Origin of the sequence: Buttiauxella sp. BIGb0552 (assembly GCF_004366275.1) — a bacterium.
GTDB lineage: Bacteria > Pseudomonadota > Gammaproteobacteria > Enterobacterales > Enterobacteriaceae > Buttiauxella > Buttiauxella gaviniae.
The window spans coordinates 516,055-534,735 of sequence record NZ_SODY01000002.1 but is presented as its reverse complement, the minus strand read 5'-3'; the positions used below and the strand labels follow the sequence as shown (position 1 = coordinate 534,735).

Annotated in this window: 13 protein-coding genes and 6 tRNA genes; 4 read left to right on the top strand and 15 right to left on the bottom strand. The window is 48.7% G+C overall.

The genetic code is table 11. The features are described from left to right. Window positions 1–4: 4 nt before the first annotated feature. The 4 genes from corC to miaB all read right to left on the bottom strand — a co-directional run bounded on the left by corC (window position 5) and on the right by miaB (window position 4,128). A complete protein-coding gene (gene corC / locus EDF88_RS07270; protein ID WP_034494022.1) occupies window positions 5–883 on the bottom strand; it encodes a CNNM family magnesium/cobalt transport protein CorC in 879 nt (292 codons plus the stop codon). Between the two features lie 100 nt (window positions 884–983). Beyond that, window positions 984–1,451, bottom strand: coding sequence for an rRNA maturation RNase YbeY (gene ybeY, locus EDF88_RS07265; protein ID WP_034456694.1), 468 nt, complete (start codon window positions 1,449–1,451; stop codon window positions 984–986). Further along, window positions 1,448–2,509 carry a PhoH family protein gene (locus EDF88_RS07260; protein ID WP_064517059.1) on the bottom strand — a complete coding sequence of 354 codons (1,062 nt, stop codon included), beginning with the start codon at window positions 2,507–2,509 and terminating at the stop codon, window positions 1,448–1,450. Before EDF88_RS07260 ends, ybeY begins: the two co-directional genes overlap by 4 nt. Before the next feature lie 191 nt (window positions 2,510–2,700). Next, window positions 2,701–4,128, bottom strand: coding sequence for a tRNA (N6-isopentenyl adenosine(37)-C2)-methylthiotransferase MiaB (gene miaB, locus EDF88_RS07255; RefSeq protein ID WP_064517061.1), 1,428 nt, complete (start codon window positions 4,126–4,128; stop codon window positions 2,701–2,703). A 135-nt stretch (window positions 4,129–4,263) separates the two neighbouring features. Here miaB and ubiF point away from each other — a divergent pair, with 135 nt between their 5' ends. Beyond that, window positions 4,264–5,439 carry a 3-demethoxyubiquinol 3-hydroxylase gene (gene ubiF / locus EDF88_RS07250; protein WP_134183762.1) on the top strand — a complete coding sequence of 392 codons (1,176 nt, stop codon included), beginning with the start codon at window positions 4,264–4,266 and terminating at the stop codon, window positions 5,437–5,439. 112 nt (window positions 5,440–5,551) lie between these two features. Here the strand turns inward: ubiF and EDF88_RS07245 are convergent. The 11 genes from EDF88_RS07245 to nagB form a co-directional block, all read right to left on the bottom strand. Further along, window positions 5,552–5,626, bottom strand: a tRNA-Gln gene (locus EDF88_RS07245). Between the two features lie 6 nt (window positions 5,627–5,632). Continuing rightward, a tRNA-Met gene (locus EDF88_RS07240) sits at window positions 5,633–5,709 on the bottom strand. 25 nt (window positions 5,710–5,734) lie between these two features. Continuing rightward, window positions 5,735–5,809, bottom strand: a tRNA-Gln gene (locus EDF88_RS07235). A gap of 39 nt (window positions 5,810–5,848) precedes the next feature. Further along, window positions 5,849–5,923: transfer RNA gene (locus EDF88_RS07230), tRNA-Gln, on the bottom strand. 19 nt (window positions 5,924–5,942) lie between these two features. Then, window positions 5,943–6,027: transfer RNA gene (locus EDF88_RS07225), tRNA-Leu, on the bottom strand. Window positions 6,028–6,043: 16 nt separating this feature from the next. Further along, a tRNA-Met gene (locus EDF88_RS07220) sits at window positions 6,044–6,120 on the bottom strand. Between the two features lie 250 nt (window positions 6,121–6,370). Next, window positions 6,371–8,035 carry an asparagine synthase B gene (asnB, locus tag EDF88_RS07215; RefSeq protein ID WP_064517065.1) on the bottom strand — a complete coding sequence of 555 codons (1,665 nt, stop codon included), beginning with the start codon at window positions 8,033–8,035 and terminating at the stop codon, window positions 6,371–6,373. Between the two features lie 277 nt (window positions 8,036–8,312). Next, entirely contained in the window at window positions 8,313–9,065 is a 753-nt protein-coding gene (locus EDF88_RS07210; protein ID WP_034456689.1) for an HAD-IIA family hydrolase, read from the bottom strand. Window positions 9,066–9,138: 73 nt separating this feature from the next. Then, window positions 9,139–10,359 carry an N-acetylglucosamine repressor gene (locus EDF88_RS07205; protein WP_064517067.1) on the bottom strand — a complete coding sequence of 407 codons (1,221 nt, stop codon included), beginning with the start codon at window positions 10,357–10,359 and terminating at the stop codon, window positions 9,139–9,141. 7 nt (window positions 10,360–10,366) lie between these two features. Further along, the gene (gene nagA, locus EDF88_RS07200) at window positions 10,367–11,515 is read right to left on the bottom strand and encodes an N-acetylglucosamine-6-phosphate deacetylase (protein ID WP_134183760.1); all 1,149 of its coding nucleotides are present in this window, start codon (window positions 11,513–11,515) and stop codon (window positions 10,367–10,369) included. An 83-nt stretch (window positions 11,516–11,598) separates the two neighbouring features. Then, window positions 11,599–12,399 (bottom strand): glucosamine-6-phosphate deaminase, encoded by an 801-nt coding sequence (nagB, locus tag EDF88_RS07195; RefSeq protein ID WP_064517071.1) that lies wholly within the window; start codon window positions 12,397–12,399, stop codon window positions 11,599–11,601. A gap of 333 nt (window positions 12,400–12,732) precedes the next feature. On the opposite strand from nagB, the gene nagE reads away from it, so the two are divergent. The 3 genes from nagE to chiP all read left to right on the top strand — a co-directional run bounded on the left by nagE (window position 12,733) and on the right by chiP (window position 18,670). Continuing rightward, on the top strand, window positions 12,733–14,754 hold the full coding sequence (nagE, locus tag EDF88_RS07190; protein ID WP_074392049.1) for an N-acetylglucosamine-specific PTS transporter subunit IIBC: 2,022 nt from the start codon (window positions 12,733–12,735) through the stop codon (window positions 14,752–14,754). Between the two features lie 378 nt (window positions 14,755–15,132). Then, window positions 15,133–16,800 carry a glutamine--tRNA ligase gene (gene glnS, locus EDF88_RS07185; protein WP_134183758.1) on the top strand — a complete coding sequence of 556 codons (1,668 nt, stop codon included), beginning with the start codon at window positions 15,133–15,135 and terminating at the stop codon, window positions 16,798–16,800. A gap of 472 nt (window positions 16,801–17,272) precedes the next feature. Further along, window positions 17,273–18,670 carry a chitoporin gene (gene chiP, locus EDF88_RS07180; RefSeq protein ID WP_134183755.1) on the top strand — a complete coding sequence of 466 codons (1,398 nt, stop codon included), beginning with the start codon at window positions 17,273–17,275 and terminating at the stop codon, window positions 18,668–18,670. The last annotated feature ends 11 nt before the right edge of the window (window positions 18,671–18,681 follow it).

Below are 18,681 nucleotides of genomic sequence, written 5' to 3'. Positions count from 1 at the left end.
TGAATTAATCTTCCAGTTTCGGTTGTGGCGAGTCGTCCGGAATTCTGACATGAACCTGAATAACACGGCGGCTATCTGCCATCGCGACTTTGAACTGATAACCATCAATTTCGATGGTTTCGCCACGGGCAGGTAAGTGGCCAAAGGCCTGCATTACCAATCCACCAATGGTATCCACTTCGTCATCGTTGAAATGGGTGGCAAAGGTGTCGTTAAAATCTTCGATTGAGGCCAGAGCGCGAACCGTCCAGGTGTGACGGCTTAACTGGCGGAAATCACCATCTTCTTCATCGTCATACTCATCTTCAATTTCCCCAACAATCAGTTCGAGAATATCTTCGATGGTGACAAGTCCGGATACACCGCCAAACTCATCAATCACTATCGCCATGTGGTAGCGCTGCTGACGAAACTCTTTGAGCATTCGGTCAACACGCTTACTTTCCGGCACAACAACTGCCTGACGTAACACTTTTTCCATGCTAAATGGCTCAGTATCGCTGCGCATAAACGGCAGCAGATCTTTAGCCATCAGAATCCCTTCGATATGATCTTTGTCTTCACTGATCACCGGGAAGCGGGAGTGTGCCGATTCGATGATCACATCGAGGCATTCGTCCAGCGTCTGGTTGTGTTTGAGCGTTACCATTTGAGAGCGAGGGATCATGATGTCGCGGACGCGTTGGTCGGCGATATCCATCACGCCTTCAAGCATGTCGCGGGTATCTTGATCGATCAGATCATTTTGCTCAGAATCACGGATGAGTGTCAGCAGATCGTCACGGTTTTTAGGCTCACCGTGGAATAGCTGGTTGAGAATCAGGGAAAAGAATCCCTTCTTACTGGCAGGTGTGTCACTGTTTTGGGAATTGTCGTCGCTCATGGCGTTAGGTTTGTGGCCCCTCGGTTAATTAATAGATAGCAGGCAGTTAATGGCTCGCTGCCTGCACCTGATGCGTTACGGTAATCATTTACCGTAGCGACTATTCTTTCTCGGCAATGTACGGATCAGCATACCCAAGAGCAAGCATTATCTCTGTTTCCAGGGATTCCATCTCTTCGGCTTCTTCATCTTCAATATGATCATAACCAAGCAGATGCAAACTGCCGTGGATGACCATATGTGCCCAGTGCGCATCCAGTGGTTTTTGTTGCTCTTTTGCTTCTTGTTCCACAACCTGACGGCAAATAATCAGGTCTCCCAACAGTGGCAGTTCAATACCTGGAGGGGCTTCAAACGGGAACGAAAGCACATTTGTGGATTTATCTTTCCCACGGTAAGTGAGGTTCAAATCGTGACTTTCTGCATCATCCACCAGGCGAATCGTGACTTCTGACTCTTCCTGAAATTGTGGGATGACCGCATCAAGCCATGCCTGAAATTGTTCTTCCGTCGGCAGGCCGTTTGCGTCTTCACACGCGACCTGTAAATCCAGTATAACCTGACTCATTTACTCTCCTGAGCGGCGGCATTAATAGCCATCGCTTCTCGCTTGCGCTCTGCTGCGAGTTCATCTTTACGAACCTGTTCCGCGTTTTCCCACGCTTCATAGGCATTCACAATACGTGCCACAACCGGGTGGCGGACAACGTCTTCACTATTAAGGAAGTTAAAGCTGATTTCATCGACTTCGGCCAGTACGTCGATTGCATGACGTAAGCCCGATTTCAGATTTTTTGGCAGGTCAATTTGCGTGACATCGCCGGTAATCACGGCTTTTGAGTTAAAGCCTATGCGCGTCAGGAACATTTTCATCTGTTCGATGGTGGTGTTCTGGCTTTCATCCAGAATGATGAATGCATCGTTTAACGTGCGGCCACGCATATAGGCGAGTGGCGCGACTTCAATAACGTTGCGCTCTATCAGCTTCTCAACACGCTCAAAGCCGAGCATTTCAAACAGCGCGTCGTACAACGGGCGCAGGTAAGGGTCCACTTTCTGGCTTAAATCGCCTGGCAAGAAGCCGAGCTTTTCACCCGCTTCGACGGCCGGACGGGTCAGCAGAATGCGGCGGATATCCTGGCGTTCCAGTGCATCGACTGCTGCTGCAACCGCAAGATAAGTTTTACCGGTCCCTGCTGGGCCGACACCAAAGGTGATGTCGTGGTCGAGAATATTGGCGATGTACTGCGCCTGGTTTGGTGTACGTGGTTTGATGACGCCACGTTTGGTCTTGATGTTGACCGCTTTGCCGTACTCTGGAACGCTTTCGGCAGACTGTTCCAGCACGCGAATTTCTTTAATGGCGAGGTGGATTTGTTCCGGTGTTATATCCTGAATTTCACCACGCATCGGCGCAGTATCGACATACAGGTTACGCAGAATATCTGCGGCAGCATTGACCAGAATCGGGCGGCCCGTGAGCTTGAAGTGATAGTCACGACGATTGATTTCGATCCCCAGCCGACGTTCAAGCTGCTTGATGTTGTCATCAAATGGGCCACACAGGCTTAGCAGACGCGCATTGTCTGCGGGTTCTAGCGTAATTTCACGTGTTTCGATATTCAAACTTATCCTCGCAGGGCCAGTAGAATGTATTGCTGCATTAATGCAGGCCATAAAAATGATTATTTACGGCGTGGGCGGATGGCGCAAGCCTGCTTTTTGATATTTGGGTGGATGCTTCCGAATGCAAGTGCAACAAATGAAAATGCCCACGGGGTCACGGCGTTAGCGAACCCACGGGCATTGAGGGGGGACTAAGGCTGATAGAACCCTACGCCTATCTCATTCTCTTTACGTGTGCGAGCAATTACTGACTCCGGAGACTCGGCAATACGCAGCCCCATCTCATCTTCGGTACGAACGACTTTACCGCGCAGTGAGTTGTTAGTGGCCACTTCAGTAATTTCGACATCGACAAATTTACCGACCATGTCCGGGGTGCCCGCAAAGTTGACGCCACGATTGTGTTCGGAACGTCCGGTCAGCTCCATAATGTTTCTGCGTGAGGTGCCTTCGACAAGGACACGCTGCGTGGTGCCAACCATCTTACGGCTAAATTCCATGGCCTGCTGGTTGATACGCTCTTGCAAAATATAGAGGCGCTGCAATTTCTCTTTTTCTGGCACGTCATCCACCATATCGGCGGCGGGTGTGCCCGGGCGGGAAGAGAAGACGAAGCTGTAGCTCACGTCAAAATTCACATCGCCAATGACCTTCATGGTTTGCTCGAAGTCCTGCTGGGTTTCACCAGGGAAGCCAACAATGAAATCAGAACTAATTTGAATGTCAGGACGTACGGCGCGCAGTTTGCGAATAATGGATTTGTATTCCAGCGCGGTATGGGTACGGCCCATCAGGTTGAGCACACGGTCTGAGCCACATTGAATCGGCAGGTGCAGGAAACTCACCAGCTCAGGCGTGTCGCGATAAACCTCGATGATATCGTCGGTGAATTCAATCGGGTGGCTAGTGGTGAAACGAATACGGTCAATACCGTCAATTGCAGCCACCAGACGCAGTAGTTCAGCAAATGAACAGATACCGCCATCGAAAGTCGGCCCGCGGTAAGCATTCACGTTCTGGCCGAGCAGATTCACTTCACGCACGCCTTGCGCTGCGAGCTGTGCGATTTCAAACAGCACATCATCACACGGGCGGTTCACTTCCTCACCGCGGGTATAAGGCACCACGCAGTAAGTACAATATTTGTTACAGCCTTCCATAATAGAAACGAAAGCTGTCGGGCCATCGGCTTTTGGCTCTGGCAGACGGTCAAACTTTTCGATTTCCGGGAAGCTGACGTCAACGATTGGGCTACGGTTGCCACTCACTTTGTTGATCATTTCAGGCAGGCGATGCAGCGTTTGCGGCCCGAAAACAATATCAACATAGTGTGCACGGCTACGAATCAGCTTACCTTCCTGTGAAGCAACGCAGCCGCCAACGCCAATAATGATATTGGGATTTTTACGCTTTAAGAGTTTCCAGCGGCCAAGCAGATGGAACACTTTTTCCTGGGCTTTTTCACGGATCGAGCAGGTATTGAGTAGCAATACGTCCGCTTCTTTTGGGTTATCCGTAAGCGTATAGCCATGTGTGCTATTCAGCAGATCGGCCATCTTCGATGAATCGTATTCGTTCATCTGACAGCCCCAGGTTTTGATATGGAGTTTTTTTGTCATCGACTTGCCATTGCTCAGTTAAAGCCAGGAATTCAGGCGGCGTATTGTAATGCTTTGGCCTTGATGTGACCAGCCTACGAAACTGGCGTAAAAATCCGGTAGAATCAACATAGACAATTTAAGGACAAAATCATCATGTTGAATGAGTCAATTGATGTTGCGGTAGTGGGCGGGGGGATGGTCGGTGCGGCTGCAGCCCTTGGCCTCGCGCAAAATGGTTTTCAGGTCGCGGTGATTGAGCATCAGGCTCCGGCAGCTTTTGATGCCGCAAGCCCACCTGATGTACGCATCTCGGCCATCAGCAGCGCCTCAGTTGCGTTGCTGAAATCCCTTGGTGTGTGGGGTACCATTCGGGCAATGCGTAGCCATGCGTATCGCCAGCTCGAAACCTGGGAGTGGGAAAGTGCGCACGTTAGCTTTAATGCGCAGGAGCTTGGGCTACCAGAACTCGGTTATATGGTGGAAAACCAGGTTTTACAACTCGCGCTATGGCAGACGTTAGAAGCCCATCCAAATGTCAGATTGCTGTGTCCCGCGCGCATTGACAGCATGCACCAGCAGGCAGGGCGTTGGACGCTCCATTTTGCCGATGAGCACACCTTAACGGTGCCGATGGTGATTGGTGCGGATGGAGCAAATTCGCAGGTACGACGTTGGGCAGGAATTGGTATTCATGCCTGGCAGTATCGTCAATCGTGCATGCTAATTACGGTTAAGTGCGAACAAACGCCGGGCGACAGCACCTGGCAGCATTTCACCCCGGCAGGGCCGCACGCGTTTTTACCCCTCTTTGATAACTGGGCTTCGCTGGTGTGGTACGACTCTCCGGCCCGTATTCGCCAGTTGCAGAATATGACCATGCCGCAGCTGCAAAAGGCGATTGAAGCGAATTTCCCGGAACGATTAGGTCAGGTAACACCTGTCGCCAGCGGTGCATTCCCACTGACTCGCCGCCATGCGTTGCAATACACCCAACAAGGGCTGGCACTGATCGGCGATGCGGCACATACCATCCACCCGTTAGCCGGGCAGGGCGTGAATCTTGGCTATCGTGATGTGGATGCGTTGCTGGATGTCATGCTTAAAGCACGTAGCTACGGTGAAAACTGGGCAGATGCACGTATTTTGAAGCGCTACCAGACGCGCAGGCAGGCGGATAATTTCCTGATGCAAAGCGGTATGGATCTGTTCTACGCAGGTTTTAGCAATACTTTAGGGCCGTTACGCGTGATCCGAAACTTAGGGCTGATGGCGGCAGAACGCGGCGGCGTGCTAAAACGGCAGGCGCTGAAGTATGCGTTAGGGTTATAAGTCGATAGTCTTTTGTGGGTCGGATTAGCGTTAGCGACATCCGACTTATATTCTGACGAGATTATCCAAATGCAGAAAAGCAAAAAGCTCGCCGAAGCGAGCTTTTCATTTTTGGCTGGGGTACGAGGATTCGAACCTCGGAATGCTGGTATCAGAAACCAGAGCCTTACCGCTTGGCGATACCCCAAAAATATGGTGGCTACTACGGGAATCGAACCTGTGACCCCATCATTATGAGTGATGTGCTCTAACCAGCTGAGCTAAGTAGCCTAATTTTAAAACTTTATTCTTTGACTGGCTGGGGTACCTGGATTCGAACCAGGGAATGCCGGTATCAAAAACCGGTGCCTTACCGCTTGGCGATACCCCAACTATGGGCGCACAAAACTAATGTGCTATGTCAAAAAATTGGCTGGGGTACCTGGATTCGAACCAGGGAATGCCGGTATCAAAAACCGGTGCCTTACCGCTTGGCGATACCCCAACTATGCAACGCTTTAAAATGGTGCGGGAGGCGAGACTTGAACTCGCACACCTTGCGGCGCCAGAACCTAAATCTGGTGCGTCTACCAATTTCGCCACTCCCGCGCTAAAAAAAGAATAATGGTGGCTACTACGGGAATCGAACCTGTGACCCCATCATTATGAGTGATGTGCTCTAACCAGCTGAGCTAAGTAGCCTTCTTTTTTCTGCGTAACCTTATCGGCGTTGCGGGGCGCATTATGCGTAGTTGGCCTTCTAGCGTCAACAATTTTTTCCCGAAAATTGGCGTAAATTGTCTGTTTGATTAGCTTACGAACAGCTTGATGCAATATTCGTCAAAAATCGGTTATTTCGTGGTTTTATGTGAGGGAAAAGCCCAGATAAGAGGTGAGGTATATTGCAGAAACAAAAACGGGCCCGTAGGCCCGTGTGTTTCATTTTGCTCAATTATTTGTAAGCGGACTGGTGAACGCCTACTGCACGGCCTGATGGATCATTCATTGTTTTGAATGCTTCATCCCATTCGATGGCCTTAGCTGAAGAACAGGCAACAGACGGGCCGCCTGGAACGCACTGCGCAGCGCTTGGCAGTGGGAATAACTCTTCAAAGATTTCACGATACAAATAAGCTTCTTTAGAGCCTGGTGTATTGTACGGGAAGCGATAGCTTGCGGTTTCCAACTGTTGGTCGGTGACCTGGCCCGCCGCAACTTCTTTCAGCGTGTCTATCCAGCTGTAACCTACCCCATCAGAGAATTGCTCTTTCTGACGCCATGCAACGCTTGCTGGCAGGTAAGATTCAAAACATTCACGCAGGATATGTTTTTCCATCTTGCCGTTGCCGCACATTTTGTCTTTCGGGTTGATGCGCATCGCTACATCAAGGAATTTCTTGTCCAGGAACGGTACGCGAGCTTCAACGCCCCAGGCTGACATCGCTTTGTTAGCGCGGGCACAGTCAAACATATGCAGAGCTTGCAGCTTGCGAACGGTCTCTTCATGCAGCTCTTTATCGTTTGGCGCTTTATGGAAGTACAGGTAGCCGCCAAACACTTCATCAGAACCTTCACCAGACAGGACCATCTTGATGCCCATTGCTTTGATTTTACGTGACATCAAATACATTGGGGTAGAGGCACGAATGGTTGTCACATCGTAAGTTTCAATGTGATAGATAACATCGCGAATCGCATCCAGGCCTTCTTGCACGGTGAAATGAATTTCGTGGTGCACAGTACCTAAGTGGTTTGCCACTTCTTGCGCTGCTATCAGGTCAGGAGAACCGACCAGGCCAACCGCAAAGGAGTGCAGTTGTGGCCACCAGGCTTCTGAACGCTCTTCATCTTCTACGCGTCGTGCAGCAAATTTCTTAGTAATTGCTGAAATAACAGATGAATCCAGACCACCGGACAGCAACACGCCGTATGGTACGTCAGACATCAGGTGGCTTTTTACGGAATCTTCCAGCGCCTGACGCAATTCGTCTTTGTCAGTCACGTTATCTTTTACTGCATCATATTCGAACCAGTCACGCTGGTAGTAACTGCGGATTTCACCGTCTTTACTCCACAGATAACTGCCTGCCGGGAACTCTTTAATAGTGCGGCAAACAGGAACCAGCGCTTTCATTTCGGAAGCAACGTACATGTTGCCGTGTTCGTCATAACCCATATACAAAGGGATGATACCGATATGGTCACGGCCAATCAGGTAGGCGTCTTGTTTTTCGTCATACAGAATGAAGGCAAACATACCTTGCAGATCGTCAAGGAATTCAGGGCCTTTTTCCTGGTAAAGCGCGAGGATAACTTCACAGTCAGAGCCTGTCTGGAATTCGTAACGGTCGCCGTATTCTGCACGCAGAGCCTGATGGTTGTAGATTTCGCCGTTCACAGCCAGAGCGTGAGTTTTTTCTTTGTTGTATAGCGGCTGGGCGCCAGCGTTAACGTCAACAATGGAGAGACGTTCATGGGAAAGAATGGCTTTATCGTTAGCGTAAACACCAGACCAGTCTGGGCCGCGATGGCGCATCAGGCGAGATAACTCGAGTGCTTTCTTACGCAATTCGACCGCATCGGTCTTGATATCCAGAACACCAAAAATTGAACACATAGAACTCTCTCCGTAATGCTTCTTTGAGCCATTAAATTGTTATGTTGCATCGCATGACTATGAAAATGCGCAATCATTGATGTGAAAGCAAGTCCTTTAGCCCTGGAGGGATAAATAGTTCAATGGTGATTATTGATTACTGAAAAATGATGAGGAAATGAGCGGAATAATTAGCGGATCAGCAATTATTGGTGAAATCGCCAGGCTGGCATTCAGTGAAAGATAAAATGATTGTTGAATCGATAAAACGCCCGACAAAAACCGGGCGAATCAAGAATTAGATAATATCGACTTCAGCGACTGACGGGTAAATCCAGGAAGGGCGGAACGGCATAGCATCAATGTCGTTTAGCGTCGAAACACCCGACAGTACCAGAATGGTTTCTAAACCAGCCTGGAAGCCTGCGAGGATATCAGTACGCAAGTTATCGCCAACAATAACGGTATGCTCTGAATGCGCCTGCATCTTGTTAAGTGCTGCGCGGATAATCCACGGGCTTGGTTTTCCAACACAGAATGGTTTGCGGCCAGAAATTTTCTCGATACCCGCGCAAAGCGCACCACAGGCTGGATAGTAACCACGGCCATGTGTATCTGGGTTAGTCGCAATAAAGCGCGCACCGTTTGCTACGAAGTAGGCGGCCTTATGCATCATTTCCCAGTTATAAGAACGGGTTTCACCGACAATTACAAAGTCAGGGTTGATATCGGTGATAGTAAAGCCTGCTTTATACAGCTCATGAATCAATGCGCCTTCACCAACAACGTACGCTTTTTTTCCTTCCTGACGGCGCAGGAAATCCGCGGTTGCCATTGCGGAGGTATAAAAGACGCTGTCCGGCACATCAATACCCGCGGATGCAAAACGGTTCGCGAGATCCTGACCTGTCTGCGACGGGTAGTTAGTCAGCAGAACCAGCGGCATACCCTTTTCCATGATGCGGGCTAAGAATTCATTAGCACCCGGTACGGCGACGTTATCGTGCATCAGCACGCCGTCAATATCACAAATTACATTCTGAATGGTCATTAACAGCTCATGCTCACATTTCTGGAGGGCGTAAAGAAGGCGTAACTATAGCGTAAAAAAGCGTGTGACTGGATTAACTTTCCAGCAAACGTTGAAGCAGAACGCCATTCAGCATCGAACGTTTTACCAAAGCAAAGGCACCAATGGCTGAACGGTCATCGAGTTTTGAGCACACGACGGGTAGGTTCTTACGGAATGCTTTCAATACCTGAGTATTGATGCAGGCTTCGATAGCGGGGAGAAGCACTTTTTCGGCTTCGATGATTTCCCCAGCAATGACCACTTTTTGCGGATTAAACAGATTAATCGCGATGGAAATGGCTTTGCCTAAGTGGCGACCAACATGTTCAATCACTTCGCAGGCCAAGGAATCGCCCTTGTTCGCAGCTTTACAAATCGCGGTAATATCGCAGTCTTCAAGTGTCAGGCGGCTGTTATAACCTTGCTCAAGTAAATGGCGCACACGGTGTTCAATAGCAGCATTGGCGGCGATAGTTTCCAGGCAGCCAAAGTTCCCGCAGTGGCAGCGCTCGCCTAATGGGTCAACCTGAATATGGCCAATTTCACCAACGTTGCCGTTGCGGCCAATAAAAATACGTCCATTAGACAAAATCCCCGCACCTGTACCACGGTGGACTCGCACCAAAATGGAGTCATCGCAATCGTGCGTTGCACCAAAGTAGTGCTCGGCAAGAGCCAGGCTACGGATATCGTGACCCACATAACAGGTCACTTTGAACTGTTTTTCCAGGCTATCGACTAACGACCAGTTATTCACCTGGATATGCGGCATGTAACGAATCACACCGCTTTCAGGATCGACCAGGCCTGGCAGGATTACGGAAATCGCAATCAGCTCACGCATTTTACGTGTGTTTTGTTCGATAAATTGGGCAATAGCGTTTAGCAGTGCATGCTCGAGCGTTTCCTGAGTTCGTTCAGGAAGAGAATAATGCTCTTCGGCAATCGGTTTAGCGCTAAGGTCAAATAGCGTGATGGTTGCATCGTGGCGGCCAAGACGTACGCCAATAGCATGGAAATTGCGGGTTTCTGTGATAATTGAGATAGCGCGGCGGCCCCCGGTGGAAGCCTGTTGATCAACTTCTTTGATCAGTCCGCGCTCAATTAACTGGCGAGTAATTTTCGTGACGCTGGCAGGTGCTAGCTGGCTCTGTTCGGCAATCTGAATGCGAGAGATTGGCCCATGTTGGTCAATCAGGCGATATACCGCCGCGCTATTCAGTTGTTTTACCAGATCGACATTACCAATTTGAGCCTGTCCGCCAGTCGTCATGCCTTAATTACTCAGTTACGACCTCGTTACCATTAACAAAGGTCTTGGTGATTTTAAAATCGCGGGTAAAGGTCGTCAGGTTGGCGACTTTCCCTGCTTCAATAGTACCTAATTGCTGCTCTACACCCATTGCACGGGCAGGGTAGAGGGTGGCCATACGTAAGACTTCGTCTAATGCGATGCCCGCATGCTCAACCAGGTTACACACCCCTTCAATCATCGTCAGGGCTGAACCGCTCAGCGTACCGTTCTCATCTACGCATAAACCATCACGGTAGTATATTGTTTTTCCTGCGAAAATGAACTCATCGATATTTGCGCCTGCCGGAGCAGTTGCATCAGTCACCAGGCACAGCTTATCGCCCTTGACCTTTTTCGCAGTACGAATATTGGCATAGTCCACATGTAAACCATCGGCAATGATACCGCAGTAAACATCTGGCTCATCAAAAATTGCCCCAGCAAGACCCGGTTCGCGGCCAGTAATATACGGCATTGCGTTGAAAAGGTGGGTTGCGAAGGTGATGCCTGCACGGAAGCCGACTTTAGCTTCTTTTACAGTGGCATTGGAATGCCCGGCTGAAACGATAATGCCGGAAGCAACCAGTTTACTAATCACCTCAGGCCCAACCATTTCTGGTGCCAAAGTGACTTTAGTGATCACATCTGCGTTTTGGCACAGGAAATCAACTAGTTCTGCATCAGGTTTACGTACGAAGCTTGGATTGTGCGTTCCTTTTTTCACCATGTTTAACCATGGGCCTTCAAGATGCAGACCGAGAGCCTGGTGCTGATATTTCGCCAGGTATTCGCGCATCACTTTCACGCCTTGCTTCATCAGCTCATCGCTGCTGGTGATCAGTGTCGGTAAGTAGCTGGTACAGCCAGAACGCTCGTTGGCTTTCTGCATGATTTCCAGCGTTTCAACGGTAACCGCATCTGCGGAATCGTTGAACTGAACGCCACCACAACCATTAAGCTGCACATCAATAAAACCGGGGGCGATGATTGCACCGCCCACATCGCGAGTCTCAATACCCGCAGGGAGATCTGAGCGCGGGCAAACGCGTTCAATCAGGCCGTTCGCGATAATAACCGCGTGATCATCAAGAATTTCATGGCCGGTATAAATTCGACCGTGAGTTAATGCAAACATAGGTACCCCCGGTTATACCCTTCATACTTCAAGTTGCAGGGATGTTGGCTGCAACTCGAATTATTTAGGGTATAAGTTAGTATTTAAAGATCTTTGATGTTTTCTGCTTCTAATTCGTTGAAGTACTTCAGCGTCTTAACTTTGAGTTCCATGGTGGATGGCTCATCACACACGACGACTGCTTTAGGGTGCAGTTGCAGACAGCTAATAGTCCACATGTGATTCACGTTGCCTTCCACTGCTGCTTGCAGAGCTTGCGCTTTCAGATGACCAATTACCAAAATCATCACTTCTTCTGCATCAAGCAGAGTGCCCACGCCCACAGTCAGCGCAAATTTTGGAACCTGAGTAACATCGCCATCAAAGAAACGGGAGTTTGCAACACGGGTGTCATGAGTCAGCGTTTTGATACGAGTACGTGAAGCCAGAGAAGAAGCCGGTTCGTTGAACGCGATGTGACCATCGTTGCCCACGCCACCCATAAACAGGTGAATTTTACCGTATGAACGAATTTTTTCTTCATAACGACGGCACTCTGCGTCAACATCATCAGCATTGCCATTCAGCAGGTTGATATTTTCCGCTGGAATATCAACATGATCAAAGAAATTGCGGTGCATGAACGTATGATAGCTTTCTGGATGCTCTTTTGGCAGACCAACGTACTCATCCATATTAAAGGTGACGACGTTTTTAAAGCTAACCTGGCCCGCTTTGTGCATCTCTACCAGCGCTTTATATGCTTCAAGTGGAGTACCACCGGTTGGCAGGCCGAGCACGAAAGGACGATCTGCTGTCGGATTAAACGCATTGATACGCTTAACGATATGGCGTGCTGCCCATTTGCCAACTTGAGCTGGGGTAGCCAGGGGAATCAGTCTCATCATTCACCTCATAAGTTAATAGAAAGTAGCTTTAGCCAGATTGTTATCCGAACCCTCTAAGGGTAAACCAGTTTAGAACCAGTTATTACGGGATCAATCCGTCTTGATTTTTCGGATGATAAAATAAGTTTTAGTCGATAGCTAGCCAAAGGGGAGTGGAATAACAATATTTGGTGATTTTAATCACAAAAAAAGGGTGTTTAATTTGCGATACGAATTAATTTTTCACACACTCTGAAAGTTGGCGAATCTTCGTCATGCTTTCAAGGTTTGTTACACAATAATAAAACTGCTTTGAACGAGCCTTAACGGGGTCTCATAGGGGGAATTAACGTGAGTATTCTAGGTTATATGCAAAAGGTTGGCCGTGCGCTGATGGTGCCGGTAGCCACGCTACCAGCCGCAGCCATTTTAATGGGTGTTGGTTACTGGATTGACCCGGTTAGCTGGGGTGGTGATAGCGCATTAGCTGCGTTGTTCATCAAATCTGGTGCTGCAATCATTGACCACATGGGAGTGCTGTTTGCCATTGGTGTGGCTTACGGTATGTCCAAAGATAAAGATGGTGCTGCTGCACTAACCGGTTTTGTCGGTTTCCTGGTTTTGACGACTCTCTGTTCGCCAGCCGCTGTTTCCATGATCAAACACATTCCGTTGGATCAGGTTCCATTGGCGTTCACTAAAATTGAAAACCAATTTGTGGGCATCATGGTGGGGATTATCTCCGCAGAGTTGTACAACCGTTTCAGCAGCGTCGAGTTGCCGAAAGCGTTGTCCTTCTTCAGCGGTCGTCGCCTGGTTCCAATTCTTACCTCATTTGTGATGATTGCTGTTGCCTTCATCATGATGTTTATCTGGCCAATCGTTTTCAGCGGCCTGGTGAACTTTGGTGAGCACATCCAGAAAATGGGTTCAATTGGCGCAGGTGTTTATGCGTTCTTTAACCGTCTTCTGATTCCAGTTGGCCTGCATCACGCTTTGAACTCCGTGTTCTGGTTTGATGTTGCAGGTATTAACGATATTCCTAAATTCCTTGGCGGTGCTAAATCTATCGCTGAAGGTACTGGTATCGTTGGTATTACTGGTCGCTATCAGGCTGGCTTCTTCCCAATCATGATGTTTGGCCTTCCAGGTGCTGCATTGGCAATTTACCACTGCGCGCGTCCTGAAAATAAAGCCAAAGTATTGGGTATCATGATGGCGGGTGCGTTTGCTGCCTTCTTTACTGGTATCACCGAACCGTTAGAATTCTCCTTCATGTTCGTGGCTCCAGTTCTGTATCTGATTCACGCAGTGCTGACCGGTATCTCTGTATTTATCGCAGCAAGCATGCATTGGATTGCTGGTTTCGGCTTCAGTGCTGGTCTGGTGGATATGGTGCTTTCTACCCGTAACCCACTGGCGACACATTGGTACATGCTGATTCCGCAAGGCATCGTGTTCTTCGTGATTTACTACGTTGTGTTCCGTTTCACTATCCTCAAATTCAATCTGTTGACTCCAGGTCGTGAACTGGCTGTTGCAGGTGATGAAACTGATGGTCAGGACGTGAATGTCAGCGGCAATACCAATCAAGATGTTAATGAGTTGGCTCGTCAGTACATCGCAGCGGTAGGTGGTTCAGCTAACCTGACTGGTATTGATGCATGTATCACTCGTCTGCGTCTGAACGTGAAAGACTCTTCATTGGTTAATGAAGCGTTGGCGAAACGTCTGGGTGCAACCGGTGTTATCCGTCTGAACAAAACCAGCGTGCAAATTATTGTTGGCTTTGTAGCTGAGAAAATCGCCAACTCTATGAAGACTGTAGGTGAAGTTGCTGCTGCTCCTGTGAGTACAGCTGCCGCGGCGCCAGTGGCTGCTGCTAAACCACAAGCAGTTCCAAATGCTGTAACCATCGCTGCTCTGGTTTCACCAGTGACAGGTGATGTGGTTGCGCTGGATCAGGTTCCTGATGAAGCCTTCGCCAGCAAAGCTGTTGGTGATGGTGTTGCTGTTAAGCCAACTGGAAAAACAGTTGTCGCTCCAGCTGCCGGTACTATCGTAAAAATCTTTAATACCAACCATGCGTTCTGCCTGGAAACCGAGAAAGGTGCAGAAATCGTTGTCCATATGGGCATTGATACTGTTGCACTGAACGGCCAGGGCTTTACTCGTTTGGTAGAAGAGGGTGCTGAAGTGGTTGCTGGCCAGCCGATTCTGGAAATGGATCTTGATTTCCTGAATGCTAATGCCCGCTCCATGATTAGCCCAGTAGTTTGTAGCAACATCGACGACTACAGTGGTCTGGTACTCCAGGCACAAGGTTCTGTTGTTGCGGGGCAAACACCTCTGTACGAAATTAAAGGCAAATAATCGCTCCTGAGTTATGTGCCCAAAATAATGCGAGTTGCATCGCGGCGGCAAGAGAACGAGTCCCGATGAGCTTAGTGTACTAAGTTGATTACTCGGCCCATCCGTGGGCCTCACCCCTTCGGGGTGCTACTCACAGCGTTCAAATCTGCTCCTGGCAGATTTGTCGGGTGAGTGAACGTAGCCAACAAAGATGCAACTTGAAGTATGAAGGGTAAGATTGTGCCTTTAGCGGCTGGAGAGTCTTTTCTCCAGCCGCTTTTTTATGCCCTCCCGTCCGTCCTCCCCGATACCCTTATTTATGCAACTAAAGGTTGTTTCCGACGCTTGCTTATAAGATCATGTGTCGATAACTAAAGTTTTTGCACAGAGGAACCCGCGATGAGTGAGGCAGAAGCCCGCCCAACTAACTTTATTCGCCAGATTATTGATGAAGATTTGGCCAATGGTAAGCACGACAGTATTTGCACCCGTTTTCCGCCAGAGCCAAATGGTTATCTGCATATCGGTCATGCAAAATCCATCTGCCTGAACTTTGGTATCGCGCAAGATTATCAAGGCCAGTGCAACCTGCGTTTCGATGACACCAACCCAGTAAAAGAAGACATCGAATTCGTAGACTCAATTAAGCACGACGTTGAATGGCTTGGTTTTCATTGGTCTGGCAACGTGCGTTATTCTTCAGATTATTTCGATCAGTTGTTCAACTATGCGGTTGAGCTGATCAATAAAGGTCTGGCGTATGTTGACGAACTGACTCCGGAGCAGATTCGTGAATATCGCGGCTCATTGACTTCGCCTGGGAAAAACAGCCCATATCGCGACCGTACGGTTGAAGAGAACCTCGCGCTGTTCGAGAAGATGCGTAACGGTGAGTTCGCTGAAGGGACTGCGTGCCTGCGTGCGAAAATCGATATGGCTTCGCCATTTATCGTGATGCGTGATCCGGTGATTTATCGTATTAAATTTGCCGAACACCACCAGACTGGTAATAAGTGGTGCATCTACCCAATGTACGACTTCACCCACTGCATTTCCGATGCGCTGGAAGGCATTACACACTCGCTTTGTACGCTGGAATTCCAGGACAACCGTCGTTTGTACGACTGGGTGTTGGATAACATCACAATTCCTGCGCATCCGCGTCAGTACGAGTTCTCTCGCCTGAATCTCGAGTACGCCATCATGTCTAAGCGTAAGCTTAACCTGCTGGTGACTGAGAAGGTTGTAGAGGGTTGGGATGACCCACGTATGCCGACCATCTCTGGTCTGCGTCGTCGTGGTTATACCGCCGCTTCTATTCGCGAGTTCTGTAAGCGCATTGGTGTGACTAAGCAAGACAACACCGTTGAAATGGCATCTCTGGAATCTTGTATTCGTGATGACCTGAATGAGAACGCACCACGCGCTATGGCTGTTCTCGACCCGGTTAAAGTTATCATCGAAAACTTCCCTCAGGGTGAAGTTGAAATGGTAACGATGCCTAACCATCCTAACAAACCAGAGATGGGTAGCCGTCAGGTGCCGTTTAGCCGTGAGATCTATATCGATCGTGCTGACTTCCGTGAAGAAGCCAACAAGCAATATAAGCGTCTGGTGTTGGGCAAAGAAGTACGCCTGCGTAATGCATATGTGATTAAAGCCGATCGCGTTGAGAAAGATGATGCAGGGAATATCACCACGCTGCATTGCTCCTACGATCCGGACACATTAAGCAAAGACCCAGCTGATGGCCGTAAAGTTAAAGGTGTGATTCATTGGGTGAGTGCAGAACATGCATTGCCTGTTGAGATTCGCCTTTATGACCGCCTTTTCAGTGTTGCAAACCCAGGGGCTGCAGAAGATTTCCTTGCAACGATTAACCCGGAATCACTGGTTATCAAACAAGGCTTCGTCGAACCAAGTCTGCAAAATGCCGAAAAAGGCAAAGCGTATCAGTTCGAGCGCGAAGGTTATTTTTGCCTGGACAGCCGTTATGCAACTGCCGAAAAACTGGTATTTAACCGTACCGTTGGCTTGCGTGATACTTGGGCGAAAATGGGCGAATAGTCCCTTTTTACTAGGTCAATATCTGACAAAAACGCCGCAAATTGCGGCGTTTTTTTTCGCTTTATAATCATTTGCTTAAATATATCTTCACATTCGCGTTGCGAATTAATGTTATTTACACTTCTTCCTCTCTACTTTTTATGGTCAACCTCGGAACATTAAAAATTCTTATTTTAATTATGTGAGCGCTCTCATATAGAGTTTTGTATTTTATAAATAGTAATTATCAAGATAAAACTCTTGTGTCGTTATTTGTTACAAATGCTCATAAATTATGTGCTCTCTGTCATAATATCGGAATGAACTCTTACAAAGTCATTGATAATTCGCGTCGCGAAAAATAGTCTTAAGGGCAGCAGTAATGCGGGCAAATATTCATAACCGCTTTAGCCGTTAGGCATTTTTACTTTTTTTCGCCATAAGGCGTCTTTTAACGTCCGGCGATTATTGATACGTCAAAGAGGAATAATATATGCGTACGTTTAGTGGCAAACGTAGTGCACTGGCGCTTGCAATTGCAGGTGTCACGGCTCTTTCAGGACTTGTAGTCATCCCTCAGGCAAGCGCAGCAGGCTTTGTTGATGACTCGACTCTGACCGGTGGTGTTTATTACTGGCAGCGTGAGCGTGACCGTAAAGATGTTACGACTGATAAATATGAAACTAACCTTGCGCATTCCACCTGGAACGCCAACCTGGACTTCCAGTCTGGTTTCGCCGCTGACATGTTCGGTCTGGATATTGCGGCCTTTACTGCTATCGAAATGGCAGAAAATGGTAACAGCGGTCACCCGAACGAAATCGCATTCTCCTCTGTAAACAAAGCTTACGACGAAGATTACTCAGGTGATAAGAGCGGTATTAGCCTCTATAAAGCCGCAGCTAAATTCAAATACGGCCCGGTTTGGGCACGTGGCGGTTACATTCAGCCAACCGGGCAAACCTTGCTCGCACCACACTGGAGCTTCATGCCTGGTACTTACCAGGGCGCTGAAGCCGGTGCAAACTTTGATTACGGCGATTCTGGTGCGCTGAGCTTCTCCTACATGTGGACCAACGAGTACAAAGCTCCATGGCACCTGGAAATGGACAAGTTCTATCAGAACGACAAAAAAACCAAAGTTGAATATTTACACTCTCTTGGCGCGAAGTATGACTTCAAAAATGATTTCATTCTCGAAGCGGCATTTGGGCAGGCTGAAGGCTACGTTGATCAGTACTTCACCAAAGCAAGCTATAAGTTTGATATCGCGGGCAGCCCGTTAACAACCAGCTACCAGTTCTACGGTACGCGTGACAAAGTTTCAGATGGCAGCGTTAACGATCTGTACGACGGCACTGCATGGTTGCAGGCATTGACTCTCGGATACAGAGTTGGCCAGGTTGATTTGCGTCTTGAAGGAACTATTGTTAAGGCCGATGGCCAGCAAGGTTACTTCCTGCAGCGTATGACCCCAACTTATGCATCTTCAAACGGTCGTCTTGATGTGTGGTGGGATAACCGCTCTGACTTCAATGCCAACGGTGAAAAAGCAGTATTTGCAGGCGCGATGTATGACCTGAGCAATTGGAACCTGGCAGGTTGGGCAGTGGGTGCTTCTTATGTGTACGCATGGGATGCTAAACCAAGCTCTAAACCAACCACTGACGGTTACTACGATGCTGATAATCGCCTGAAAGAATCTGCGTACAGCCTTGATGCGTTGTACACCGTTCAGGATGGTCGTGCGAAAGGCACGCTGTTCAAACTGCACTTCACTCAGTACGACAACCATTCAGACATCCCAAGCTGGGGCGGTGGTTACGGCAACATCTTCCAGGATGAGCGCGACGTGAAATTCATCGTCATCGCACCGTTCACCATCTTCTGATTCGAATCCGG

Excerpts from the sequence above, each read along its gene's own strand:
- EDF88_RS07210 (WP_034456689.1), bottom strand. The coding sequence starts at position 9,065 with ATGACCATTCAGAATGTAATTTGTGATATTGACGGCGTGCTGATGCAC.
- nagB (WP_064517071.1), bottom strand. The coding sequence starts at position 12,399 with ATGAGACTGATTCCCCTGGCTACCCCAGCTCAAGTTGGCAAATGGGCA.
- nagA (WP_134183760.1), bottom strand. The coding sequence starts at position 11,515 with ATGTTTGCATTAACTCACGGTCGAATTTATACCGGCCATGAAATTCTT.
- glnS (WP_134183758.1), top strand. The coding sequence starts at position 15,133 with ATGAGTGAGGCAGAAGCCCGCCCAACTAACTTTATTCGCCAGATTATT.
- asnB (WP_064517065.1), bottom strand. The coding sequence starts at position 8,035 with ATGTGTTCAATTTTTGGTGTTCTGGATATCAAGACCGATGCGGTCGAA.
- ybeY (WP_034456694.1), bottom strand. The coding sequence starts at position 1,451 with ATGAGTCAGGTTATACTGGATTTACAGGTCGCGTGTGAAGACGCAAAC.
- miaB (WP_064517061.1), bottom strand. The coding sequence starts at position 4,128 with ATGACAAAAAAACTCCATATCAAAACCTGGGGCTGTCAGATGAACGAA.
- EDF88_RS07205 (WP_064517067.1), bottom strand. The coding sequence starts at position 10,359 with ATGACGACTGGCGGACAGGCTCAAATTGGTAATGTCGATCTGGTAAAA.
- chiP (WP_134183755.1), top strand. The coding sequence starts at position 17,273 with ATGCGTACGTTTAGTGGCAAACGTAGTGCACTGGCGCTTGCAATTGCA.
- ubiF (WP_134183762.1), top strand. The coding sequence starts at position 4,264 with ATGTTGAATGAGTCAATTGATGTTGCGGTAGTGGGCGGGGGGATGGTC.
- corC (WP_034494022.1), bottom strand. The coding sequence starts at position 883 with ATGAGCGACGACAATTCCCAAAACAGTGACACACCTGCCAGTAAGAAG.